Annotated in this window: 20 protein-coding genes and 1 pseudogene; 8 read left to right on the top strand and 13 right to left on the bottom strand. The window is 73.7% G+C overall.

Features of this window, described 5'->3' with window-relative positions; all coding sequences use genetic code 11:
- Position 1: 1 nt before the first annotated feature.
- From rpsN to AC067J_RS29260, 3 genes are all read right to left on the bottom strand, one after another.
- Positions 2 to 307, bottom strand: a complete 306-nt coding sequence (gene rpsN, locus AC067J_RS29270; protein ID WP_478304189.1) for a 30S ribosomal protein S14 — start codon at positions 305 to 307, stop codon at positions 2 to 4.
- Positions 307 to 543 (bottom strand): 50S ribosomal protein L28, encoded by a 237-nt coding sequence (rpmB, locus tag AC067J_RS29265; protein WP_478304187.1) that lies wholly within the window; start codon positions 541 to 543, stop codon positions 307 to 309. The genes rpsN and rpmB overlap by 1 nt, the downstream gene beginning before the upstream one ends.
- Positions 544 to 766: 223 nt before the next feature.
- A complete protein-coding gene (locus tag AC067J_RS29260) occupies positions 767 to 2,866 on the bottom strand; it encodes a SpoIIE family protein phosphatase (RefSeq protein WP_478304185.1) in 2,100 nt (699 codons plus the stop codon).
- Positions 2,867 to 3,229: 363 nt separating this feature from the next.
- Between AC067J_RS29260 and AC067J_RS29255 the strand changes: the two genes are divergently transcribed.
- A complete protein-coding gene (locus tag AC067J_RS29255; RefSeq protein WP_478304184.1) occupies positions 3,230 to 4,654 on the top strand; it encodes an MFS transporter in 1,425 nt (474 codons plus the stop codon).
- 95 nt (positions 4,655 to 4,749) lie between these two features.
- Here the strand turns inward: AC067J_RS29255 and AC067J_RS29250 are convergent, their stop codons facing one another.
- The 5 genes from AC067J_RS29250 to AC067J_RS29230 all read right to left on the bottom strand — a co-directional run bounded on the left by AC067J_RS29250 (position 4,750) and on the right by AC067J_RS29230 (position 9,889).
- Positions 4,750 to 5,271: a hypothetical protein gene (locus tag AC067J_RS29250; protein WP_478304183.1), complete on the bottom strand. Its 522-nt coding sequence runs from the start codon at positions 5,269 to 5,271 to the stop codon at positions 4,750 to 4,752.
- A 70-nt stretch (positions 5,272 to 5,341) separates the two neighbouring features.
- Complete coding sequence (locus AC067J_RS29245; protein ID WP_478304336.1) at positions 5,342 to 5,545, bottom strand: cold-shock protein; 204 nt, start codon at positions 5,543 to 5,545, stop codon at positions 5,342 to 5,344.
- Positions 5,546 to 5,892: 347 nt separating this feature from the next.
- On the bottom strand, positions 5,893 to 6,918 hold the full coding sequence (locus AC067J_RS29240) for a hemolysin family protein (protein WP_478304182.1): 1,026 nt from the start codon (positions 6,916 to 6,918) through the stop codon (positions 5,893 to 5,895).
- On the bottom strand, positions 6,915 to 8,279 hold the full coding sequence (locus tag AC067J_RS29235; protein WP_478304180.1) for a hemolysin family protein: 1,365 nt from the start codon (positions 8,277 to 8,279) through the stop codon (positions 6,915 to 6,917). Before AC067J_RS29235 ends, AC067J_RS29240 begins: the two co-directional genes overlap by 4 nt.
- A 359-nt stretch (positions 8,280 to 8,638) precedes the next feature.
- Complete coding sequence (locus AC067J_RS29230; RefSeq protein WP_478304178.1) at positions 8,639 to 9,889, bottom strand: CapA family protein; 1,251 nt, start codon at positions 9,887 to 9,889, stop codon at positions 8,639 to 8,641.
- A 210-nt stretch (positions 9,890 to 10,099) separates the two neighbouring features.
- Between AC067J_RS29230 and AC067J_RS29225 the strand changes: the two genes are divergently transcribed.
- The 4 genes and pseudogenes from AC067J_RS29225 to bfr all read left to right on the top strand — a co-directional run bounded on the left by AC067J_RS29225 (position 10,100) and on the right by bfr (position 13,011).
- On the top strand, positions 10,100 to 10,504 hold the full coding sequence (locus tag AC067J_RS29225; RefSeq protein ID WP_478304176.1) for a nuclear transport factor 2 family protein: 405 nt from the start codon (positions 10,100 to 10,102) through the stop codon (positions 10,502 to 10,504).
- A gap of 287 nt (positions 10,505 to 10,791) precedes the next feature.
- A pseudogene (locus tag AC067J_RS29220) lies at positions 10,792 to 11,175 on the top strand (cupredoxin domain-containing protein); the annotation flags it as partial.
- A 307-nt stretch (positions 11,176 to 11,482) separates the two neighbouring features.
- The gene (gene efeU, locus AC067J_RS29215) at positions 11,483 to 12,334 is read left to right on the top strand and encodes an iron uptake transporter permease EfeU (RefSeq protein ID WP_478304174.1); all 852 of its coding nucleotides are present in this window, start codon (positions 11,483 to 11,485) and stop codon (positions 12,332 to 12,334) included.
- A gap of 197 nt (positions 12,335 to 12,531) precedes the next feature.
- Positions 12,532 to 13,011 (top strand): bacterioferritin, encoded by a 480-nt coding sequence (gene bfr, locus AC067J_RS29210; protein WP_478304172.1) that lies wholly within the window; start codon positions 12,532 to 12,534, stop codon positions 13,009 to 13,011.
- A gap of 154 nt (positions 13,012 to 13,165) precedes the next feature.
- On the opposite strand, the gene AC067J_RS29205 is transcribed toward bfr, so the two are convergent.
- Complete coding sequence (locus AC067J_RS29205; protein ID WP_478304170.1) at positions 13,166 to 13,912, bottom strand: SDR family oxidoreductase; 747 nt, start codon at positions 13,910 to 13,912, stop codon at positions 13,166 to 13,168.
- Between the two features lie 247 nt (positions 13,913 to 14,159).
- A complete protein-coding gene (locus AC067J_RS29200; RefSeq protein WP_478304168.1) occupies positions 14,160 to 15,086 on the bottom strand; it encodes an RNA polymerase sigma-70 factor in 927 nt (308 codons plus the stop codon).
- 450 nt (positions 15,087 to 15,536) lie between these two features.
- On the opposite strand from AC067J_RS29200, the gene AC067J_RS29195 reads away from it, so the two are divergent.
- A complete protein-coding gene (locus AC067J_RS29195) occupies positions 15,537 to 17,003 on the top strand; it encodes an extracellular catalytic domain type 1 short-chain-length polyhydroxyalkanoate depolymerase (protein WP_478304166.1) in 1,467 nt (488 codons plus the stop codon).
- A 91-nt stretch (positions 17,004 to 17,094) separates the two neighbouring features.
- Here the strand turns inward: AC067J_RS29195 and AC067J_RS29190 are convergent, their stop codons facing one another.
- The 3 genes from AC067J_RS29190 to pstS form a co-directional block, all read right to left on the bottom strand.
- Positions 17,095 to 17,832, bottom strand: coding sequence for a GbsR/MarR family transcriptional regulator (locus AC067J_RS29190; protein ID WP_478304164.1), 738 nt, complete (start codon positions 17,830 to 17,832; stop codon positions 17,095 to 17,097).
- A gap of 378 nt (positions 17,833 to 18,210) precedes the next feature.
- Positions 18,211 to 19,998 (bottom strand): carbohydrate binding domain-containing protein, encoded by a 1,788-nt coding sequence (locus AC067J_RS29185; RefSeq protein WP_478304162.1) that lies wholly within the window; start codon positions 19,996 to 19,998, stop codon positions 18,211 to 18,213.
- A 300-nt stretch (positions 19,999 to 20,298) separates the two neighbouring features.
- Positions 20,299 to 21,450: a phosphate ABC transporter substrate-binding protein PstS gene (gene pstS, locus AC067J_RS29180; RefSeq protein ID WP_478304160.1), complete on the bottom strand. Its 1,152-nt coding sequence runs from the start codon at positions 21,448 to 21,450 to the stop codon at positions 20,299 to 20,301.
- Between the two features lie 408 nt (positions 21,451 to 21,858).
- Here pstS and AC067J_RS29175 point away from each other — a divergent pair, with 408 nt between their 5' ends.
- Positions 21,859 to 22,398 carry an RNA polymerase sigma factor gene (locus AC067J_RS29175; protein WP_478304158.1) on the top strand — a complete coding sequence of 180 codons (540 nt, stop codon included), beginning with the start codon at positions 21,859 to 21,861 and terminating at the stop codon, positions 22,396 to 22,398.
- A complete protein-coding gene (locus AC067J_RS29170; RefSeq protein ID WP_478304156.1) occupies positions 22,395 to 22,844 on the top strand; it encodes a hypothetical protein in 450 nt (149 codons plus the stop codon). Before AC067J_RS29175 ends, AC067J_RS29170 begins: the two co-directional genes overlap by 4 nt.
- Positions 22,845 to 22,846: the final 2 nt, after the last annotated feature.

The raw sequence follows: 22,846 nt of genomic DNA, 5'->3' as shown, positions 1-22,846 counted from the left end.
CTCACCAGCTGGACTTCCGTACGCCCGGCAGCTGTCCGGCGTGGGCCATGGTGCGCAGGTTGATCCGGGAGAGGCCGAAGGCCCGCAGGTAGCCGCGCGGGCGGCCGTCGAGGCCGTCGCGGTTGCGCACCCTGGCGGCACCGGCGTCGCGGGGCTGACGGGCCAACTCGCGCTGTGCGTCGGCCCGTTCCCCGGGACTGCTGGACGGCGCGGCGATCGCCCGCTTCAGCTCGGCCCGCCGCTCCGCGTACCGGGCGACGAGGGCGCGGCGGCGTTCGTTCCTGGCGGTCGTGCTCCGCTTGGCCATCAGACCTTCCCCCCTCGGGCGCGGATCCGGGCGACGGCGGCCTCGATGCCGATGGTGTCGACGGTCTTGAGGCCCTTGGCGCTGAGGGTGAGCCGCACGTGGCGACCCTCGCCGGGCAGCCAGTAGCGCTTGCGTTGGATGTTCGGGTCGAAGCGGCGTCCGGTGCGGCGGTGCGAGTGCGAGACGGCATTGCCGAATCCCGGCTTGCGGCCGGTCAGTTGGCAGTGGGCAGACATGGCGGTTCCGTTCGGTGGGGTGTGCGGGTGCGGTGCCCCGCGGGGCCCGCTCACGCCACCTTAGATGAAAACGACTTTCATTTCACCTCGGACCGTGTTCGCCGTGTTCGCCGTGCGTGTCGGGCGCGGGGGCGCAGCGCGGCCGCCGCCCGCAGGGGGTGGGCAGGCGGTCCTCCTCGACCGGGGGCGTGCCGTCGTTCCGGCGGCAGCGGCAGCGGGCCCCTCAGTCCGGCGGCGCCGGGAGCGGCTGCTCGGTCCAGAGGATCTTTCCGTCGGCCGTGAACCGGGTGCCCCAGAGCTGCGCGAGCTGGGAGACGATGAACAGCCCGCGCCCGCCCTCGTCGGCCGTGCGGGCGTGGCGCAGGTGCGGCGCGGCCAGGCCGTGGTCGTGGACCTCGCAGGTGAGCATCCGGTCGTGGATCAGCCGCAGTTCCAGCGGCGGGTCCCCGTAGCGGACGGCGTTGGTGACCAGCTCGCTGACGATGAGTTCGGTGCTGAAGGCCGTCTCCTCGTCCACCTGCCAGGCCTTCAGCCGGTCCCGGACGTGCCTGCGGGCGGTGGCGGCGGCCGTGGGGTCGGCCGCCAACGGCCAGGCGGCGACCAGGTCGGCCGGGAAGGTACGGGTGCGGGCGAGGAGGAGCATCGTCCCGCCCGCCTGACCGCTCGCGTGGAGCCGGTAGATGATCTCGTCGCACAGCTCCCGCAGCGGCCGGCCGGTGCCGGCGCCCACCTTCCGGAGCACCACGGGGAGGTCCGCCGGAGCTTCGTCGGCCTCCGGGACTCCGGCGAAGGCCAGGACGCTGCCCTCCGGCAGTTCGAAGGTCGCGGTCGCGAACGGGGTGTCGTCGGACCCACCGAGCGGGGGTCCGGCCGGGATGTCGGGGACGTCGACGGTCCCGTCGGGGCGGACGACGGAGGGTCCGGGACAGCCGCCGGCCCGCGCCGCCGTGCAGCACCGGGTCAACGGGTCGTAGACGGCGTACACGCAGCTCGCCGCCAGCGCCTCGCGGTGCAGCGGATCGGTCGGTGGGAGCGAGGCCCGTTCGGACGCCAGGTAGCGGAAGGTGTCGTGCAGGCGCGCCAGGAGTTCGTCGGGTTCGAGGTCGAAGGTCGCCAGCGAGCGGATGGCCGTACGCAGTTGCCCCATGGCGGCGGTGGCGTTGATGCCCGTTCCGGCGACGTCGCCGACGACCAGGGCGGTGCGGGCGCCGGACAGCGCGACGGTGTCGTACCAGCCGCCGCTGCCCGAGGGGTTCAGGGGCGCGACGACGGTCTCCAGGGCGATGCGCGAGACGGGGCGCCGGGGAAGCAGATGCCGTTCGAGCGTCGCCGCGACGGCGTGCTCCCGGGTGTACCGGCGGGCGTTGTCGATGCAGAGCGCGGCGTGGTCGGCGAGCTGGCGCACCACCGCGACGTCGTCCTCCCGGAACGGGGGCGTCGACGCCGTGCGGTAGAGGCTGACCAGGCCGAACACGGTGCCGCGCAGGGCGAGCGGCGCGGTGAGCAGCGTGTGGGCACCGGAGGCGCGGATCGCCCCGGCGCGTTCCGGGGCCGCGGCCGTCCAGGGCAGGCCTTCGTCGAGGGCGACCACCCGGGGCTGCAGGTCCGCCAGGGTCAGCGCGAACGGGGTCGGTACGGGGATGGCGCGGACGTCCCCGACCGGGTGCGCCTGCGGCGGGTGCCCGACCGCGCCGCTCCGGAACGCGACGCGGCGCAGCGGGACGCCGTCGGGGAGCGGGGCGAAGGGAGGGTCCTCGCCGCGCACCACCGCGTCCACCACCTCCACGACCGCGATGTCCGCGAAGCCGGGCACCAGCACGTCGACCAGCTCCTGGCAGGTCACCACGGTGTCGAGGGTCCGCCCCACGCTCCGGTGGACGGCCTCCAGCAGCGCCATGCCGGAGCGCGCCCTCTCGCGCTCCGTCACGTCGACCACCGAGACGGCGAGCCCGAGGGCCCGGCCCCGCCGGTCGGCGAGCCGGAAGGCCGAGATCGAGTGGAAGTGCTCGTCCTCCGGGGCCTGCCGGGGACGGACCCGGATGACGCGGTCCAGGAGGGGGACGCCGCTCTCCAGCACGCCGCGGGCGACGGCCTCGGCCGCGACCGGGTCGACCAGGTCGTACACCTCGGTGAAGCGGTGACCGATGAGGTCCTCCGCGCGGACACCCCGCATGGCGGGCGTGGCCGTGTTGATCCGGACGACCCGCAGGTCGGTGTCGAGCACGTGCAGGCCCACGGGTGACAGGGTGAGCAGGGCGTTCAGCAAGGCCTGCTCGGCCTCGTCCCCCGGACCGGGGTCTCCGTCCTGCCCGCCTCGCGTCACCGCCGTCACCTCCCGGGGTGGGCTCGGGGTCCGCCGGCCGCCGAGGGGCCCACACTCCAAGGTGTATCGCCCCGCGGTGGACTCCGCGACTCGCCGGGCGGCGGGCGGCGGCCCGTCGCCCGGCCGGTGACCGGTGGCCCGTCGACCGGCCGTCCGGGGAAGCGCTCGCCGCCTGGCCGTGCGGGTCGGGCCGGCATCCCGGCCTCGCCACACGCCCGCCGTGCCGGGGCCACGCCCCCGCGCGCCCGTCCGGCTCCGGTGCGAACGTGGTGGGAGAGGTACGTGGGAGAGGTACGTGGGAGAGGTACGTGGGAGAGGTACGTGGGAGAGGTACGGCCACGAGCCGAAACGAAGGAGTCCCCCATGAGCGCGGCCGAACGACCGCCCGCCGCCCTGCGGCGGGTCATCGCCCCGCTCGCCCTCGCCCAGTTCATCTGCAGCTTCGCCGGCTCCAACATGAACGTGATGATCAACGACATCAGCGAGGACCTCGACACCACCGTGCAGGGCGTGCAGGTCGCCATCACCGTCTTCCTGCTGGTGATGGCCGCCCTGATGATCCCCGGCGGCAAACTGACCGACCGCTACGGCCGCAAGCGGTGCCTGCTCACCGGCCTCGTCGTGTACGGCGTCGGCGCGCTGATCAGTGCCGCCGCACCGGGCCTGGGCGTTCTCATCCTCGGCAACTCGATCCTCGAAGGAGTCGGCACGGCCCTGCTCATCCCACCCGTCTACATCCTCACCACGCTGCTCTTCACCGAGACGACCTCACGTGCCCGCGCGTTCGGGACGATCATGGCGCTCGGGGGGATCGGCGCGGCCGCCGGTCCGCTGATCGGCGGGCTGATCACCTCGGCGCTCAGCTGGCGGGCCGCCTTCGTGTTCCAGGCCCTGGTGATCGTCGTGATCATCGTCCTCAGCCGGCGGATCGAGGACCCGCTGCCGCCGGACCCGACCCGCCCCTTCGACACCGTCGGCACCGTGCTGTCCGCCGTCGGCCTCGTCCTCGTCGTCACCGGCATCCTCGCCGCCGACGACAACGGCTGGCTGATGCTCGCCCTGCTCGCCCTCGGCGCGCTCTTCCTGGCGGGGTTCTTCCGGTGGGTCCGCGCCAGGGAACGGGCGGGCAAGGAGCCGCTGCTGTCCACCAGCCTGTTCCGCAGCCGCACCTCCGACCTCGGACTCGTCACCCAGAACACCCAGTGGCTGCTCCTGATGGGCGTGTCCTTCACGGTGGCCTCCTACCTGCAGGTCGTCCGCGGCTACGACGCGATCCAGACCGGTGTGATCTTCACGGCGGCCACCCTCGGCATCCTGGTGTCCTCCCTCGCCGCCGAACGCCTCGCCGAGCGGTACGCCCAGCGCACCCTCATCCTGACGGGGTTCGTCACCACGATCGCCGGCATCGTCGTCCTCGTCGTGGTGGTCGGCGGTTCCCCCGGCGCCTGGGCCTTCGCCCCCGGACTGCTGCTGATCGGCCTCGGCCTCGGCGTGATGCTGACCCCCTCGGTCAACATCGTCCAGTCGAGTTTCGCCGAGGAGCGGCAGGGCGAGATCTCGGGCCTGTCGCGCAGCGTGTCGAACCTCGGGTCCTCCCTCGGCACGGCCGTCGCCGGCACCATCCTGGTCGCGGGCCTCTCCAGCCACGCGTACGCCGCCGCCATGATCACCCTGGCCGCCGTCGGGCTCGTCGGCCTCGTCGCCGCCGCGCTCCTGCCGCACACCCCGGCCGCCCCCGCCGCCCCAGCGGACCGGCACGACGGGACCGGCCCGCCCCCGGGAGGCTAGGCGCGCAGCGGGCGGCACGGGTGCGCGTCGGACGAGCCGCCGGGCGGACGAGCGGGCCGCGCCGGCCCGGGCCAGGCCAGGCCAGGCCGGGCTCCTCAGTGCCCGAGGGCCGCCTTCGCCGCCACGAGGACGAGCCCGAGGACGAGGTTGACCACGCCTTCGACGGCCGCCTCGACACGGGTGGCTCCGGCCTGCAGGGCCCCGAGGCAGGCCCAGCCGACCTGCTGCGCCACCGCGACCCCCAGCGCCAGCCAGGCCGCGCCGCCCAGTCCCAGCCCCAGGAGCGGGCTCACGGCGACGGCGGCCGCGGGCAGCACGGCGGCCTCGACGATGGGCCACTCGTGCCGCCCCACCTTGCGGACCTCGGTCCAGCCGGGCCGGCGGCCGACCCGGCGTTCGCCGGCGAGGCTCGCGTAGACGTGGGCGGCCCAGAAGACCACACCGGTGACGAGGAGCAGCACCACCGCCTGGACCCGGGGGAAGTCGCCGACCGCGCTCGCCGAGGCGATCACGGAGGCGGCGAGGAGTGACCCGTAGAGGGCTCCGGCGTAGTCGGTCCGCGCGGCCTGCCGGCCGGTCGGGTCGGGTTTGCGAGGCCAGGGGAGGAGGCGGTGCACGGACTCCACCTTATGGATCGGACCGGTTGCCGGCGCCCTCACACGCGGAGGCGCGCGGATGGCCGTGGGTTCAGAGGGGGATGACGAGGACGGCCTGCGGGCCCTTGGGGGTCTCCCTGACCTGGTACTCGACGCGTTGGCCCTCGGTCAGGGTCCGGTAACCGAGGGAGACGATGGCCGAGTAGTGGACGAAGACGTCCGGGCCGGGGAAGTCCGGGGCGATGAACCGGTAGCCCTTCTCGGCGTTGAACCACTTCACGGTGCCGAAGTTGATCAGCGCGCGACGGCCCTGCACGGCTTGGCCCTGCGCGGCCTGGCCCTGCCCCGTCTCGCCCTGTGCGGCCTGCCCCTGTACGGCCCGGCCGGGCGCGGGCTGCCCGGTGTCCGCCCATCCCGGGGTGCCGGTCGCCAGCAGGGCGCCGAGGGCGAGGGCGGGCACGCACACCAGGGCCGCCAGACGGCCGCGCCGGTTCGCCCGGGCCGCGAACCGGCGGGGCTCCTCCCGCCATGCTTGCCCGGTGTCCGGGCCCGGGCCGGGCGGCACGCAGGGCGCGTGGCCCGACCGGGTGAGCGCGGCGGGAGGAGCCGGAGGAACGGGAGGAGCGGTCGGCGTCGTCGGCGTCACCCCACGGCGGGGGCCGGGCCGACGAGTTCCTTCAGCACGTCCTCCATGGTCACCAGGCCGAGCGCCGTGCCGTCGGCCGCGACGGCGGCGGCCAGGTGCGTGCCGGAGCGGCGCATCGCGGTGAGCACGTCGTCCAGCGGCATCTCCTGCGGCACCCGCGCGATCGGGCGCAGGGCGCGCAGCGGGAACGCCTGGTCGCGGCAGCCGTCGGCGTCGAGGGCGTCCTTGATGTGCAGGTAGCCGACGACCTTGCGGTCCGCCCCGAGGACGGGGAAGCGGGAGAAGCCGGTCCGTGCGGCGAGGTCCTCCAGCTGCTCCGGGGTGGTCCCGGGACCGGCGAAGACGATCTCGGCTGCCGGGGTGACCACCTCGGAGACCGGGCGGCTGCCCAGTTCCAGGGCGTCCTGGAGGAGTTCGGTGTCGCGCTCGCTGAGCAGGTCGGCGTCGGAGGAGTCCTTGACCATCCGGGCCAGCTCGCCCCCGGTGAACACCGAGCCGACCTCGTCCTTGGGCTCGACCTTCAGCAGCCGCAGCAGGCTGTTGGCGAAGGCGTTGATCGAGAACACCAGCGGGCGCAGCGCCCGGGTGGTCGCGACCAGCGGCGGGACGAGGACGTAGGCGGCCTTCTCCGGGGCGGCGAGGGCGAAGTTCTTGGGGATCATCTCCCCGACGAGCATGTGCAGGTAGGTGGCCGCGGTCAGCGCGATCGTGAACGCGAACACGTGGATGAGCGCCTCGGGGACACCCAGCGAGTGGAAGGCGGGCTCCAGCAGGTGGGCGATGGCCGGTTCGGCCACCATGCCGAGCACCAGCGAGGAGACGGTGATGCCGAGCTGGGCCGTGGCCAGCATCGCGGAGACGTGCTCCAGTCCCCAGACGACGGTGCGGGCCCGCCGGTCGCCGGCCTCGGCGCGCGGTTCGACCTGGCTGCGGCGCACCGAGATCAGGGCGAACTCGCCGCCGACGAAGAACGCGTTGGTGACCAGGGTCAGCAGCCCGATGGCGAGCTGGAGCGCGATCATCGGCCGTTCTCCTTCGACTGCCCGGGCTCGCCACCGGCGGCGGGGTCCTCGGCGGGTGGTTCGGGGGCCGTCAGCCGGACGCGTTCGGCGACGTGGTGGGCGACGGTCTCGACCTCCAGGTCCCAGCCGTCGACGTCCACGGTGTCGCCGACGACGGGGATGCGGCCGAGGCGGTCGGCGATGAGGCCGGCCAGGGTCTCGTAGGGGCCGTCCAGCTCGGGCATGCCGATGGCTTCGAGCTGGTCGGTGCGGGTGATGCCGTCGGCGTCCCACTGCTCGCGGCCGCCGGCGCCGGGGCCGAGGTGGAGCAGGTCGGGCACCTCGTTGGGGTCGTGCTCGTCGCGGACCTCGCCGACGACCTCCTCGACGATGTCCTCCAGGGTGGCGATGCCGGCCGTGCCGCCGTACTCGTCGATGACGACGGCGAGGGTCTCCTCGCCGCGCAGCCGGTCGAGCAGCCGGTCGACGGTGAGGGTCTCCGGCACCAGCAGCGGCGCGGTCATCAGGCCGCCGACCGCGGTGGTCGCCCGGTCGGCCGCGGGGACGGCGAGCGCGTGCTTGATGTGGACGGTGCCGACGACCTGGTCGAGGCTCTCCCGGTAGACGGGGAAGCGCGACAGGCCGGTGGCCCGGGTGAGGTTGGCGACGTCGCTCGCGGTGGCGTGCTCCTCCAGGGCCCGGACGTCGATGCGCGGGGTCATCACGTTCTCGGCGGTGAGTTCGCGCAGTCGCAGCGCCCGGACGAACAGGTCCGCGGTGTCGGGCTCTATGGCGCCCTCGCGGGCGGAGTGCCGGGCGAGCGCGATCAGCTCCTGCGGAGTGCGCGCGGAGGCGAGCTCCTCGGCGGGCTCCAGGCCGAAGCGGCGCACCACCCGGTTGGCCGTGTTGTTGAGGTGGCCGATCAGCGGCGAGAAGGCCGCCGAGAAGAGGTACTGCGGGGTGGCGACGACCTTGGCGACGGCCAGCGGCCGGGAGATCGCCCAGTTCTTGGGGACCAGCTCGCCGGCGACCATCAGCACGACGGTCGAGAGCAGCACGCCCAGGACCAGGGCGAGGGTGGCGGCGGTGCCGGCGGGCAGGCCGGTGCTCTCCAGCGGGCCGCGGAGCAGCGCGGAGACGGCCGGCTCGGCGAGCATGCCGATCACCAGGCTGGTGACCGTGATGCCCAGCTGGGCACCGGAGAGCTGGAAGGTGAGGCGCTTGACGGCGCGCAGCGCGCCGGCGGCACCGCGTTCGCCGGCCTCGGCCGCGCGCTCGACCTCGGAGCGCTCGACGGTGGTCAGTGAGAACTCGGCCGCGACGAACACCGCGCAGGCCGCGGTCAGGGCGAGGGCCACGAGCAGGAGCAGTACTTCTGTCACCGGGCCACCTCCGTCCGGGGCCGGGCACAGGGGCGGGGCGACGGGGTACGGCGGCAACTGGGAGGTTCGTCCATCGCGGGGACCGCGACTCCTTCGGATAGGGCGACATGACGGTGGTGGTACGGACGGCGGGATCACCGCCGCTGTGGACGATGATCTCTACACGAGTGTAAAGGGACGGCAAAGCCGCGCCGCGGACACCCCTCGCCCGCCGACGGCACCGGGCCCCCGGACGCGCCGCGGACACCCCGACCCGCCCGGCGCCCTGACCTGACCGGCGCCCCGACCTGACCGGCGCCCCGACCTGACCGGTGCCCCGACCTGACCGGCGCCCGCCGCCGTGCGGTCGGTGGCCGGCCTCAGGGGGCCATGGTCAGGCCGGCCGCGCCGGCGCCCCGGCTGAGCACCACCGAGCGGATGTGTTCGAGCGCACGGGCGTAGTCGGCCCGGGCGGGGTCGCGGCGCACGGCCTCCCGCAGGTCGAGCACGCGGTAGGGCGGACCGAGGTCCGTCACCTGCGGGACGAACTCGGCCCTGGCGACCGTCCACCGCTGCTCCGGCGCGGCCGGCGGGGTGAAGGTGAACCGGGCGATCGAGCTCCAGTTGCCGCGCGGGTCCTCGGCGCCGTCGTAGGTGAACATGTGTCCGGCGAGCTGGTCGCCGAGGCCGTACACCACCCAGGTGTCGTCGATCTTCTCGTACGCCTGCGGGATGTGGGCGTGGGTGCCGAGGATCAGGTCGATGTCGGGCCTGCCGCCGCCCTGGGCGGCGCCCTGCCCGCTGCCCTGCCCGCTGCCCTGCCCGGTGGCCTGCCCGGTGGCCAGTTCGCGGGCCAGGGTGAGCTGCTGGTCGTTCGGCGCGTCCTGCCACTCGGTGCCCCAGTGGATGCTGACCACCACGACGTCCGCACCGCCCGCCCGGGCCGCGCGCGCGTCGGCGAGGATCCGGTCCCGGTCGATCAGGTTGACCGCCCACGGCCGGCCCGCCGGCAGCGGGATGCCGTTGGTGCCGTAGGTGTAGGCGAGCTGTGCCACGGTGGCGCCACCGGCCCGGAGCAACGCGGGCCTGCCGGCCTCGGCCTCGTCACGGGCGGAGCCGGTGTGTGCCAGGCCCACGGCGTCCATGGCGTCGAGCGTGCGGCGGATGCCGGCCGGGCCGTCGTCGAGGGTGTGGTTGGAGGCGGTGTCGCAGGAGGTGTAGCCGGCGTCCTTGAGCGCCCGGGCGACCTGCGGCGGCGACTTGAAGGCCGGGTAGCCGGTGAACGGCCCGCCGTCGGCGCCGTAGACGGTCTCCATGTGGCAGATGGCGAGGTCCGCGCCGCCGATCAGCGGCGCGACGCCGGCGAACATCCTGCCGAAGTCGTAACCGGCGCCGCCGGCGTCCTCCTGGGCCTGGCGGATGATCTCGGTGTGCGGCAGGACGTCGCCGGTGGCGACGAGCGTGAACGCCCGCGGCCCGGTCGGTGACGCGGCGACCGCGGGGCCCCGGCCGTCGCTCGGGACGTCGCTCGGGACGTCCGCCGGGGGCGGCGCGGCCGGGGAGCCGCAGCCCGTGGGGGCGAGGAACAGCGCGGCGGCCACGGTGAGGGCCGCTCGGCGGGGCAGACGCATGGTCGGCTCGTCTCGTGATCGAAGGATGTGACCCGGGCTCCGACTATGCGACGCCCCGGCCGCTCCCCCACGGCCCCACGCTCCCAGGTCACCCGGAGGGTCCGCCGGCACCGGTACCGGCTGACGCCGGAAGGCTGCGGGGAGGCGACCGGGAGGCCCCGGCTCCTAGCATGGAGAGAGGTGGTCACACCGACCGGAGAGAGGTGCCCGGTGAACGAGCAGAGCATGATCGAGACGATCCGATCGGTCTACGCGGCGTTCGGCAGCGGCGACGTCCCGGGGATCCTGGCCAGGCTCGGCGACGACGTCGACTGGGCCTCGGAGACCACGTCCACCGCCGCACCGTGGTACGGCGTCCGCCACGGGAAGGCCGAAGTCGCCGAGTTCTTCGAGCAGTTCGGTTCGACCATGGCGGTGGAGGAGTTCACCCCGCTGACCTTCGCCGCGAACGACAGCGACGTCCTGACCGTGGTGCGGATGCGCGCCACCCGCCGGGACGGCGGGCAGCCGCTGGAGATGGACCTGCACCACCGGTTCACGTTCCGTGACGGGAAGATCGTCCGGTACCGCGGCACCGAGGACACCGCGCAGACCGAGGCGGCGTTCCGCCCCTGACCGCTCCCGTGTCCGCGCGCCCCGTGCCCGACGAGTCCCGGGAGCCCGGACGTACCCCGGACTCGCGGCGGCGGAACGGTCCGTCCGGGTCAAAGCCGCACCCGTGCGGCCCCGCGAGGCGCGCCCGGGACGCGGAACCAAGGTAAGCCTTGGCTGATACGACGGCGTCGGACGGGCCCGCGGCGGGCCCGCGCGGCGCCGCCCCGCCGCCCCGCCGCCCCGTCGGACCCGGGAGCCCCATGCCGACCCCTCGCACCGTCCCCCTCGCCGTCCTCCTCCTCACCGCGCTGCCGCTCGGCGCCACGGGGTGCTCCGGCCCCTCGGGCGGGGGCGGGGCCTCCGACGGCACCATCCGGGTCGAGGCGTCCGACAGCGCCTGCCAGGTGTCCGCGAACACCGTCGAGGCCGGCCGGGTCGCGCTGGAGATCAAGAACACCGGCTCCAAGGTCACCGAGGTCTACATCTACGCACCCGGCGACAGGATCGTCACCGAGCGGGAGAACATCGGCCCGGGCACCGGCGCCACGCTCACCGCGGAGATCAGCCCCGGCTCGTACGAGATCGCCTGCAAGCCGGGCATGACCGGCAGCGGCATCCGGCAGAAGCTCACCGTGACCGGCCGCTCCGCGATCGCGGCGACCACGGCCCCGCGGCCGGACACCGCGCTCGCCGAACCGCTCTCCCGACTGGCCGCGGTCGTCACGCCGACCACCCGGTCACCGTAAGGCGCCGCGCCCGTGGACCCCCAGGACGACAGCCCCCGGAACGACGGCGCGCGGGACGACAGCACTCGGGACGACGCCCCCGGAGCGGACAGCACCCGGAGCGCGCGGCCGCGCGGCTCCCGCGCCGGGGTGGACCGGCGTGCCGTACTCGGCCGGGCCGGCGCCGGCGCGGCCCTCGGCGCCGCCGGCCTCGGGACGCAGCCGAGCCCCCGCCCCCGGCCCCCGACCTCGCCCCCCGCCCCGAGGAGCGCGCGTGTTCGCGAACTACCTGATCGGTCTGCGCGAAGGGCTGGAGGCCTGCCTGATCGTCTGCATCCTGATCGCGTACCTGGTCAAGACCGACCGCAGGGACAAGCTCCTCCCGGTCTGGACCGGCATCACCGCCGCGGTCGTGCTCTCCATGGTCTTCGGCGCCGTCCTCCAGTACGGCTCCGCCCAGCTGAGCTTCGAGGCGCAGGAGGCGCTCGGCGGAACCCTGTCGATCACCGCCGTCGCCCTGGTCACCTGGATGGTCTTCTGGATGCGCCGCACCGCCCGCTTCCTCAAGGGCGAGCTGCAGCACCGGCTCGACGAGGCCATCGCGCTCGGCACCGTCGCCCTGGTCACCACCGCGTTCCTCGCCGTGGGCCGCGAGGGGCTGGAGACCGCGCTGTTCATCTGGACCGCCGTCCAGGCCACGGGCGACGGCGTCCGCCCGCTGGTCGGCGCGGCCCTCGGGCTGCTGACCGCCGTCCTGCTCGGCTGGCTGTTCTACCGCGGCGCGCTGAGGATCAACCTCGCGAGGTTCTTCACCTGGACCGGTGCGCTGCTCATCGTCGTCGCCGCGGGCGTCCTCGCCTACGGCGTCCACGACCTCCAGGAGGCCGGCTGGCTGCCCGGGCTGAACGACCTCGCCTTCGACATCAGCTCCACCGTCCCCAAGGACAGCTGGTACGGCACCCTGCTCAAGGGCATCCTCAACTTCCAGCCCGACCCCACCGTGCTCCAGGTGGTCGTCTGGGTCTGCTACCTGGTGCCGGTGCTCTACCTCTTCCTGCGCCGGCCCCGTCCGAAGGCCACCGCGGCCGCCCCGCCGGTCGAGCACCGCACCGGCCCGCCGGCGTGAGCGGCCGGCGTGGGCGGCGGACGGGGGCGGCCTGCGTGGGCGGCGGACGGGCACCGCGGACGGGCACCGCGGCCGCCGGCCGCACTGTGGCGGCACCGGCGGACGGGCGTTCCAATGGAAGGTGAACCCCGCAGGTCCTCCCCCGGCCTGCCCGCAGCCTCACACCGGCCACCACGCCGGAGAGAGCGAGACGTCCGATGGACGGCGACGCCGAGGTCATCGAATACCTGAACGAACAGCTCACCGCCGAACTGACCGCGATCAACCAGTACTTCCTGCACGCCAAGATGCAGGAGCACTTCGGCTGGACCAGGCTCGCCGCCCACACCCGCGCGGAGTCCTTCGACGAGATGCGGCACGCCGAGATCCTCACCGACCGGATCCTCATGCTCGACGGCCTGCCGAACTACCAGCGGCTCTTCCACGTCCAGGTCGGCCAGACCGTCACCGAGATGCTGACCGCGGACCGGGGCGTCGAGGTCGAGGCGATCGACCGGCTCCGGCGCGGCACCGCCCTGATGCGCACCAGGAACGACATCACCTCCGCCAACATCTTCGAGGCGATCCTCGCCGACGAGGAGGAGCACGTCGACTACCTCGACACCCAGCTGGACCTGGTGGAGAAGCTGGGCGAACCCCTCTACCTCGCGCAGCTCGTCGAGCAGCCCTCCTCCTGACCGCTCCGAGCGCGCGCAGCGGGCACGGAACGGCCCGGGGCCCGCTCTCCGGGGCCCGCTCTCCGGGGCCCGCTCCCCTGCGCGTTCCGGACCGGCGGGAACCGGCGCGGGCGTCGCCGCGCCGCTCCTCACCGCGGGGCCGCCCCGCCCGGACTCAGCCCTGCCGGGCGAGCCAGTCCGCGTAGTGGGTCCGTGCGAGGCCGGCGCCGGGGCCCGGGAGGAGCGTGGTCTCCTGGAGCCGCGCACCGAAGTAGCGGGCGGCCGGGTCCGTCACGACCGTGCGCGGGTCGTCCGTGTCCGCGAGCCCCTTGCGGATGAGCTCGTCCAGCCGGAACGCCTCGGGGCCGGCGACCTCCACGACGCCGTCGACGGGGCTGCCGACAGCCGTGCGGGCCACCGCGGCGGCCACGTCGTCGGAGTGGACGGGCTGGATCTTGACGGGGGCCAGGCGCACGGTGTCGCCGTCGGTGGCCGCGGCCGCGATGCCCTTCATGAACTCGAAGAACTGGGTGGCGTGGACGATGGTGTACGGGATCCCGGCTGCCTTGATCAGGTCCTCCTGCGCCTGCTTGGCGCGGAAGTAGCCGCTCTCCTGGAGCCGGTCGGTGCCGACCACGGAGAGCGCGACGTGGTGCGTGACGCCGGCGTCCGCCCCGGCCTTGAGGAGGTTGGCGGTCGAGGTGCGGAAGAACGCCATGACGGCGTCGTCCTCGAACGAAGGGGAGTTGGACACGTCGACCACGACCGCGGCGCCCTCCAGGACCTCGGCGAGGCCCTCGCCCGTCAGTGTGTCGACACCGGTGCCGGGCGCGGCCGGCACCGCCTCGTGGCCCTGCTCGCCGAGCCCGGCGACCAGCTTGGAGCCGATGAGCCCGGTGCCGCCGATCACTACGACCTTCATGGGGACGATCCTCTCGCTGAGATCCTTCTGGCCTGTCCGGGGCGGTCCGACCGGCCTCTCACCCGCACCGGTCGGTGCCGCCCCACCGAGTTGGACCGGACGGCCACCGGATCTGTGACAGGCATCCGGGTGAATCCCGGGAATCCCCCGGCGGCGGAGCGGAGCGGCCGGCCACCGCGGCCCGGCCCCGACCCTGGTCCAGCCCCTGCCCGGCTCCGCTCGGACTCCGCTGAGGCCCCGGTGAGACTCAGCCGTCCAGGGACGCCACGAAGGACGACACCTTGGCCGGGTTCATCAGCCACATGATCGTCTCGATCCCCTCGGTGGACACGTCCGCGCAGAGGAGGGCCACGGCGGCGCCGGCCGACGATATGAGCACGGCCGGCCGGCCGTTGGCCTCGACCCACCGGAGCTCCGTTCCGGGCCAGAAGTGCGGGGCGAAGGCCCTGAGGTACTTGGAGACGGTGAGACGCCCGACGACCGGGATCCTGGACGCACCGCGCGTCCCTCCGCCGTCGGAGTAGCTGACGACGTCCGCGGCGAGCACCTCTTCGAGCACCGCCAGGTCGCCCGTCCGGGCGGCGCCGAGGAACACCTCCAGGAGACGCCGGTGCTCGGCCGGGCTGACGCGCTCCCGGCGCGCGGCGGCCAGGTGCTTGCGCGACCGGCTCACCAGCTGGCGGGTGTTGGCCTCGCTGGTCTCCAGGATGTCCGCGATCTGCCGGTACGGGTAGTCGAAGGCCTCCCGGAGGACGTAGGCCGCCCGTTCGACCGGGTTCAGCTTCTCCAGGAGCCGGAGGACGGCCAGTTCGAGCACCTCGGCCCGCTCGGCCCCCAGTTGGGGATCGGCGCTGGTGTCGACCGGCTCGGGCAGCCACGGGCCGACGTACGACTCGCGCCGGACCCGGGCGGACTGCGCGAAGTTGATGGCCAGACGGGTCGTGACGGTGGCCAGGAAGGCGGCCGGTTCGAGGACTTCCGCGCGGTCGGTGTTCTGCCACCGCACCCATGCCTCCTGGACGATGTCCTCGGCCTCCACCGTGCTGCCGAGCACCCGGTAGACGATGCCGAACAGCCGCGGGCGTACCGCCAGGAAGTCCTTCGCCGCCCGGTCGAGCGAGCTGGCGTCGGCGCCGCCGTCCATGGTCGTCCTCTCCGGCCGGGTGGGCCTCATGCTACAAGCCGTTCGAGTACGGTGGGCGGGCGATCGGGGAGATCGTCCGGCGAGTCGCACCGCCGGGTCGTACGGCCGGGAAGTCCGTTGTGCGCGCGGGCCGTTCGCGATCGGGTCGCGTCCACGATCGGGTCGCGTCCACGATCGGGTCGCGTCCGCGTGCGGCTGCGGGCGTCCGGTTGTCCTCCCGACAGGAGGAGCTGCACCGGCAGGGACAGCCTGCCCATGGCACGCCCGCACATGGGGCGTCTGCCCATGGAACGTCTGCACATGACGGCGACTCGAACGGTGGATCCCCCGGACATTTACGCCGACGGAGGCGCGCCGCATGGTTCACGTCACGGCCCGCCGCGCCACCCTGTCCGGCCTCGGGCCGGGTGCTCGGGCCGGACGTCCGGCCCGGCGCGGCCGGCGGTCACGTCCGCCCTCCTCCCCCACCCTGGAGCCCCCATGACACGTCAGCCTGCCGGGCCCGGCCGGAGACACGGCCTCCGCCGCTGGATCCCGGCCACGACGGGCGCACTCGCCCTCACAGCAGGCCTGCTCGGCGCCGGTGCGCCGCCGGCCACCGCCGCCGGCCTCACCCAGGTCACCGGGTTCGGGTCCAACCCCGGCAACCTCGCCATGTACGCGTACGCCCCGGCCGGCCTGCCCGCCGGCGCGCCGCTGGTCGTCGCCCTGCACGGCTGCCTGCAGAGCGCGTCCGACTACCACGGCCACTCCGGCTGGGCGCAGTTCGCCGACCGGTACGGTTTCGCGGTGGTGTACCCGCAGACCGGCTCGGCCAACAACGCGCTCAGCTGCTTCCGCTGGTTCGACTCCGCCCAGAACACGCGCGGCAGGGGCGAAGCGCTGTCGATCAAGCAGATGGTCGACAAGGCCGTGGCCCAGTACGGCAGCGACCCCCGCCGGATCCACATCACCGGCCTGTCGGCGGGCGGCGGGCAGGCCGCCAACCTGCTGGCCGACTACCCCGACGTGTTCGCCGGCGGCTCGATCGCCTCCGGCCTCCCCGCCCAGTGCGCGACCGCCCAGAGCGCCGCGTCCGGCTGCCAGAACACCGACCAGGGCCTGACCCCTGCGCAGTGGGGCGACCGGGCCCGCAACTCCCACCCCGGCTACCACGGGCCCTACCCGCGCGTCGCGATCTGGCAGGGAACCACCGACACCACGGTCAAGCCGGTCAACGGCGCCGAGCTGCGCGACCAGTGGACCGACGTCCACGGCATCCCGCAGACCGCCTCCGGCACCCGCTCGCTCCCCGGCGGCACCACCCTGAGCGTCTACGACGGCGCCGACGGCAAGCCGGCCGTCGGGCTGTACTCCGTCTCCGGCATGGGCCACGGCCTGGCCGTCGACCCGGGCTCCGGCACCGGCCAGTGCGGCGCGACCGGCGGCTACTACCTCGACACCATCTGCTCGACCTACTACACGGCCGCCTTCTGGGGGCTCGACAAGCCCGCCGGCGACGGCACCACGCTGCCCGCCCCGACCGGCCTGACGGTCACCGGCACCACCGGCAGCACGGCCTCGCTCGGCTGGTCCGGCGTCACCGGCGCCGCCTCGTACCGCGTCTACCGCGACGGCACCGAGGTCGGCACCGCCACCGGCACCTCCCACACCGACACCGGCCTGACCGGCGGGACGTCCTACTCCTACGCGGTGGCCGCCGTGGACTCCGCCGGCACCGTCGGCACCCCGTCCGGGGCGGTCACCGCGACCACCACCGGCCACACCGCCCACTGCACCACGGCCGACAACTACCACCACGTCGCCGCGGGCCGGGCCCACACCGGCGGCGGCCACGCCCACGCCGACGGCTCCGAGCAGGACATGGGCCTGTACAACGTCTTCACCACCCACACCCTCAAGGAGACGGCCGCCGGCTACTACGTGATCGCCGACAGCGGCTGCTGACAGCACCGCACCCGGGTTCCGGCCGGGGTCCCGCCGGGGTCCCGTTCCACCGCTCACGGCGGGACGGGACCCGGAGGACCGGCCCGGGGGGTCACTCGTCGGACGGGCCCCGGGGCGCTTCGGGCTTCGCGTGGAGGACCTCGCGCACCTGGTCCGCAGCGCGGGCGATGTTCTCGGAGACGAAGTCCGCGAAGCGGGCGATGTTCTCCAGGCGGACCGCTGCCGGGGTGCCCGGGCCGAGGATGCCCGCGCCCTGCCGGGCGACCTCGCCGAGGTGGGCGGTGGCCCGGGCGCTGGCCATCGTGGACTGGTACATGACGTCGTTGTCGACGACGTAGCGTTCGCGGCGGCGCTCGTCGCGTTCCCGCCGGATGAGGCCCTGGCCTTCGAGGAACGTGACCGCCTTGGACACGGATGCCGGGCTGACCTGGAGGCGCCCGGCGAGCTCGGAAGCCGTGAGGCTGCCGGCGTCGGTGGTGTAGAGGCCGGCGAGCACCCGGGCCGTCATCTTCGGCAGGCCCGACTGCATGAAGAGGGTGGTGAACGTCTCCTCGTACTCGCGCACCGCCTCGGCATCGCGCCCGTGGGTCTGCGGGAGCGCGTCGGAGTCCTGGGCGACGGCCTTCCTGCGGCGGTGGGCGCGGCGTTCGGTGGCCCGGTGGGCGAGGTCGGCGCGGTAGGCGGTGGGGCCGCCGTTGCGCATGACCTCGCGCGTGATGGTCGACGTCGGGCGGTCGAGGCGTCTGGCGATCTCCGCGTAGGCCAGGCTGTCGGCCAGCCCCAGCGAGATCTGCTGGCGCTCCTGCTGGGTGAGCCTGCCTCCCGGCATCGGGGCCTCCTTCGTAGTCCGTGGCGCCCCCACCATAGCGTTCGACCCCGGACGATCGCAATGAAGACGGCGGCGAACCGTTGCGTTCGCTCCACATCACTGCAATGACTTCTCAGGCACCACCTGCCGGAATAGCATGTGGATGCAATGAATCACCTGCCCGACATCGCGAATGCAACGTAGCGTTTTCGCTGCCGGAAATGACGCGGCCGGGCTCCGGAGCGGACTGCCGCCCTCCGGTCACCCTCCCCACAAGAAAGCAGGGCCCCGGGAGCAGCCAACACTCCCGGGGCCCTGCCCCTTCAATGCCCACGCCCCCGGTCGGTGATCGGCTCCGGCGCGAGACGGTGCACCGGGGCGCGGGACCTCAGCGGGACGTCAACGCCCCTGGAGGGACTTGACGTTGTCGCCGAAGGTCCAGCCCTTCGAGCCGTCCCAGTTGATCGACCACGTCATGAGCCCCTTCAGCGCACCGCCGAAGGCGTTCCACGACTGGCTGACCAGGCCCGGTGCCATGTGGCCACCGCCCGCACCGGGCTGGGCCGGCAGGCCGGGCACCTGCTTGTCGTAGGGCACCTTGATGGTGGTGCCCTGAATGGTCAGGCCGTTGTTCAGGCAGGTGGTCTGCGCGGTGAAGCCCTGGACGGTACCGGCCTGGTAGGAGTCGCCGGAGCAGCCGTACATGCTGCCGTTGTAGTACTGCATGTTCAGCCACCACAGGCGGCCGTTGTCCGCGTACTTCTTGATGATCGGCAGGTAGGAGCCCCAGATCGAGCCGTAGGTGACGCTCCCGCCGGTGACGTACGCGGTCTCCGGGGCCATCGTCAGGCCGAAGCCCGCGGGCATCTGGGCCAGCACGCCGTCGATGATGCGGATCAGGTTGGACTGGGAGGCGGACAGCGTGTTGATGTTGCCGCTACCGGACAGGCCGGTCTCGATGTCGATGTCGATTCCGTCGAAGTTGTACTTCTTGAGGATCGGGACGACGGTCGCCACGAACCGGTCGGCGACGGTGCTGGAGCTCAGGTCGATGCCTGCGGCGGCGCCGCCGATCGACATCAGGATCGTCGCCCCGGCCGCCTTGGCCCGGCACATCTCGGCGGGCGTCGAGACCTTGACGCCGGCGTCCATGCCGTCCTGCCACTGGACGGTGCCGTCCGAGAGGATCACCGGGAAGGCGGCGTTGATGACGTTGTAGCCGTGCGCGGCGATCCGGCTGTCCGTGATGGGCACCCAGCCCATGCCGGGGTGGACGCCGTTGGCGGCGCCGTCCCAGTTCTCCCAGTACCCCTGCAGGACCTTGCCCGACGGCTTGGGCTTCGTGGGGCAGGTGTCGCCCGGCGGGGTGGTGGGCGGCGTCGTCGGCGGGGTCGTCGGCGGCGTGGTGGGCGGGGTTGTCGGCGGCGTGGTGGGGGGCGTGGTCGGCGGGGTCGTGGGCGGCGTGGTGGGCGGCGTGGGGCTGTTGCCGCCGGGGCCGGCGAGTGACACGTCGTCGGCGTAGTACGCGGGCTGCCCGTACCAGCCGTGCAGGTAGACGGTCACCGAGGTGGTGCTCGGCCCGGTGGTGAAGCTCGCGCTGAGCTGGCTGTACGACGCGCTGTTCGGCGTCCAGGCGGACGAGGTCCCGGTGATGCCGGTGCCGGTGGCGCCAAGGTAGACGTAGCTGCCCTGGACGTAGGCGCTCAGCGTGTACTGGGAGTTGGGCTGCACGCTGACGGTCTGGGTGCACTGGGCGTTGTCCAGGCCGGTCGGCGTGGCCTTGAGCGCGGAGGTGCCGGAGTGGACCGGGCTGCTGACGGCCGCGCCGGAGCCGCCGGCGCAGGTCCAGTCGGAAAGTCCGTTCTCGAAGCCGGAGTTGGCCACCAGGTTGGGGACGGCGGCCCCGGCCGTGACGGTGCCGGCCACGGCGAGACCGGCACCGATGACGGCGGCGGCGGTGATGCCGGCGAGGGAGCTCCTCAGGGCGGTCGGCCCGCGCTCGGCGCCGCCGCCGGTCCGGTTCACCCGCGCCGCGCGCGCCAAGGGCGCCCGCTGCGGGCGAGGGGCCCGGAGCGACTCGCTCCCGGCCAGGTCGCCTTCGATCCGGTCGCCTTCGAGGCGGCCGGGATCCGGACAGGGGCGGAAGTCGCCCGACGGACGTGGATTGCGCGACCTTCGACGGAACATGCTGCGCTCCCTTCCCGCCGAGCGCCATGGACATGACCGACGCGTGGGGGCGTGACGCCCGGCTCTGGGTGAGGTGGGGACATGTGGGGCTGTGCCGGACCGGATCGTAGGTGGGGCGGCAGAGCTCGTCAATAGGTCTGGACCAAACAGGTCTGGACCACTCGTGTCAGGCGCGGCTCGTCCGGGCCCGACCGAGCCGCGCCCGACGCGAGGGAAGACCGCCGGGCCCCTGTCTCCTGCGGCGGGCCACGACTGCACCGGGCGGCCCCGCCGGGGGGACGACCTGCGCACCAGGGGGGGTCAGGCGAGACCCGCGACGGCAGCCTGGACCTTGGACGCCAGCGCTTCCGGCAAGGGGACGTAGCCGATCGGGGCGATGGCCTGTTGGCCGGCGCCGCTGCTCGTGTAGGTGAGGAAGGACTTCAGGGCGGGCAGGGCTGACGCCTTGTTCCCCTTGTCGCAGACCACCTCGTAGGTGACCAGGACCAGCGGGTAGGCGTTCTCCTCCGTGGTCGCGTAGTCCAGGTTCAGGGCGAGGTCGCCGTCGGTGCCGACGACCTGCGCCTTGGCCAGGGTGGTGGCGGCGTTCGCGGCGTTCGCCTCGACCGGCGCGGCGGCCCCGGTGCTGATGGCGGCGCTCTTCAGGTTGTTGGTCTCGGCGAAGGACAGTTCGACGTAGCCGATCGAGTTGTCGACCTGCTTGACCTGCGCCGAGACCCCGGCGGAACCGTTCGCGGACTGCCCGCCCTTGCCCGCCCAGGCCTTTCCGGCCGGGTAGGCCCAGGCGCCGTTCGACGCCGCGGCGAGGTACGCGGTCAGGTTGGCGGTGGTGCCGGAGTCGTCCCCGCGGTGGAGCGCCTGGATCGGCGCGTCGGGCAGGCTGGTGCCCGGATTGAGCGCGACGATGGCCGGATCGTTCCATTCGGTGATCTGCGAGTCGAAGATCCTGGCCGTGGTGGGGCCGTCGAGGACGAGCCTGTCGACACCGGCGATGTTGAAGACGATCGAGATCAGACCTCCGACCATCGGCAGGTCGATACCCCGGCCGCCGGCGCAGGCCTGCCGGGAGGCGTCGACCTCGGCGGGGCTGAGGGCCGCATCGGTGCCGGCGAAGGCGACCTTGCCCGAGTTGAACTGCTGGACGCCCGCGCCCGAGCCGCCCCCGCCGTAGTTCACGGTGACACTCGGACACGCCGCTTCGAACTCGGTCCTCCACAGGTCGATCGCGTTCCCCTGAGCGGTCGAACCGGCACCCAGCAACGGCCCCGACCCGCCGCAGGCGATCGGCGCGGAACCCGGTGCGGAACCCGGTGCGCTGCTCGGCGCGGAGGTGGGTGCGGCCCCCGCCGCGGTCTCGGACTCCGCGCCGCACCCCGAGGCGGCGACCGCCAGGGCGAGCGCCAGCACCGACGGCGTGAGCGAACGGATCATGACGGACCGACCAGTAGACACGGGGGCTCCCTGCCAGGACGTGACGCACCGACGAACGAACGCAGCCATCGTCCGCAGCGGCCCCTCGGACATACCCGTGACGCACAGGAATCCCCCTGAACGTCACCGTGAATTCACCTTCCGTAGACCCTGCCGCCACCGCCTCCTATGCACGGACGGGTAGGGCTGGATGCCGCCGGCGTCGAGGTGGCCGTCGACGTGGCCGTCGAGGTGGCCGTCGAACTGCCCACCGGCTCGCCCCAGGTCGTCCACATCGGGTCAGCGCCCCGGCGACGCCGACGCCGGCGGCCCGAACAGCCGTGCAGCCAGGCGCCCCCGCGAACCGGCTCAAGGCCTCCGGGCCACCCGTCGATCACCGTCCGGGCCGCGCCCGGACCGTGCCCGGGCCGTACGGTACTGTCCGCGGTGATGGACGGATCAACGGGAGAATCCCAGCCGCCGTGGGAGGCCGTCGCCCCACTGGTGCGGGCGGCGCAGGGGGGCGACGCGCTGGCGATGGACGAGGTGCTGACCGTGGTGACGCGCTACGTGACCAGGCTGTGCCGGCCGATCGCCCTGGCGAACTGCGAGGACGCCGTCCAGGAGGCGCTGACCGCGATCTTCCTCGGCTTGCGGGGGCTCCGTGATCCGCAGGCCTTCTACGGATGGGTGCGCACCGTCACCGTGCGCGAGGCGGTCCGGGTCGCGCGGCGCACCGCCGGCGAGCGGACGGTCGACCCCGGGGAGTTCACCGGTCTGCCCGGTCTCGTCGGCGACGGGGAACTGTCCGCCCAGGTACGGGACGTGCTGGCGCGGATGCCCGCCCACCACCGCGCCGTGCTGGTCCTGCGGGAGCTGGAGGAGCTTGATGAACGAGGTGCGGCCGAGGTCCTGGGTGTCGCGCAGGGGACGGTCAAATCCCGTCTGCACCGCGCCCGTTCGGCCTTCCGGAAAGCGTGGCTGCAGTGAGCGTTGACGCCGTGGCGCGGCTGCGGATCCTGGCCGCCGGCCTGCGCACCACGATGTACGCGGAGGAACACCTGGCGCTGCCGTACGACCGGGTGTGGGCGACCGCCTCGGACCTGTCGGGAGAACTGCCGCACCTGGTCCCCTTGTTGCGCGAGTTCCGCGTTCCTCCCGGCGACGCCGACCGCAAGGACGCCTTGGCGACGGGACCGCTGGGATTCCACAGCGCCTTCGAGGTCCGGCTCGCTCCCGGGTGGTGCCTGATGCAGTCGCGGTTCGTCGTGGGCGGCATGGCGGCCGTGCCGGAGGGTGACGGGACGCGCTTCGCCGTTCTCGGCGCCGCGCGCCCCGCCGCCCTCCGGCCGGTTCAGTGGGCGTACGCCCTCCGGGCCCGCCACGGACGGACCTTCGTCCGGAAGGTCGCGGACCGGGCGTCCCTGCGCCCGTGACC

It is taken from the genome of Kitasatospora sp. NPDC042419, assembly GCF_056437345.1.
This window is presented reverse-complemented; position numbering and strand designations above follow the sequence as displayed.

Coding starts and splice junctions, on each gene's coding strand:
- AC067J_RS29255 (WP_478304184.1), top strand. CDS start 3,230: ATGAGCGCGGCCGAACGACCGCCCGCCGCCCTGCGGCGGGTCATCGCC.
- rpsN (WP_478304189.1), bottom strand. CDS start 307: ATGGCCAAGCGGAGCACGACCGCCAGGAACGAACGCCGCCGCGCCCTC.
- AC067J_RS29175 (WP_478304158.1), top strand. CDS start 21,859: ATGGACGGATCAACGGGAGAATCCCAGCCGCCGTGGGAGGCCGTCGCC.
- AC067J_RS29205 (WP_478304170.1), bottom strand. CDS start 13,912: ATGAAGGTCGTAGTGATCGGCGGCACCGGGCTCATCGGCTCCAAGCTG.
- AC067J_RS29185 (WP_478304162.1), bottom strand. CDS start 19,998: ATGTTCCGTCGAAGGTCGCGCAATCCACGTCCGTCGGGCGACTTCCGC.
- AC067J_RS29200 (WP_478304168.1), bottom strand. CDS start 15,086: ATGAGGCCCACCCGGCCGGAGAGGACGACCATGGACGGCGGCGCCGAC.
- AC067J_RS29195 (WP_478304166.1), top strand. CDS start 15,537: ATGACACGTCAGCCTGCCGGGCCCGGCCGGAGACACGGCCTCCGCCGC.
- AC067J_RS29240 (WP_478304182.1), bottom strand. CDS start 6,918: ATGATCGCGCTCCAGCTCGCCATCGGGCTGCTGACCCTGGTCACCAAC.
- bfr (WP_478304172.1), top strand. CDS start 12,532: ATGGACGGCGACGCCGAGGTCATCGAATACCTGAACGAACAGCTCACC.
- AC067J_RS29230 (WP_478304178.1), bottom strand. CDS start 9,889: ATGCGTCTGCCCCGCCGAGCGGCCCTCACCGTGGCCGCCGCGCTGTTC.
- rpmB (WP_478304187.1), bottom strand. CDS start 543: ATGTCTGCCCACTGCCAACTGACCGGCCGCAAGCCGGGATTCGGCAAT.
- AC067J_RS29190 (WP_478304164.1), bottom strand. CDS start 17,832: ATGCCGGGAGGCAGGCTCACCCAGCAGGAGCGCCAGCAGATCTCGCTG.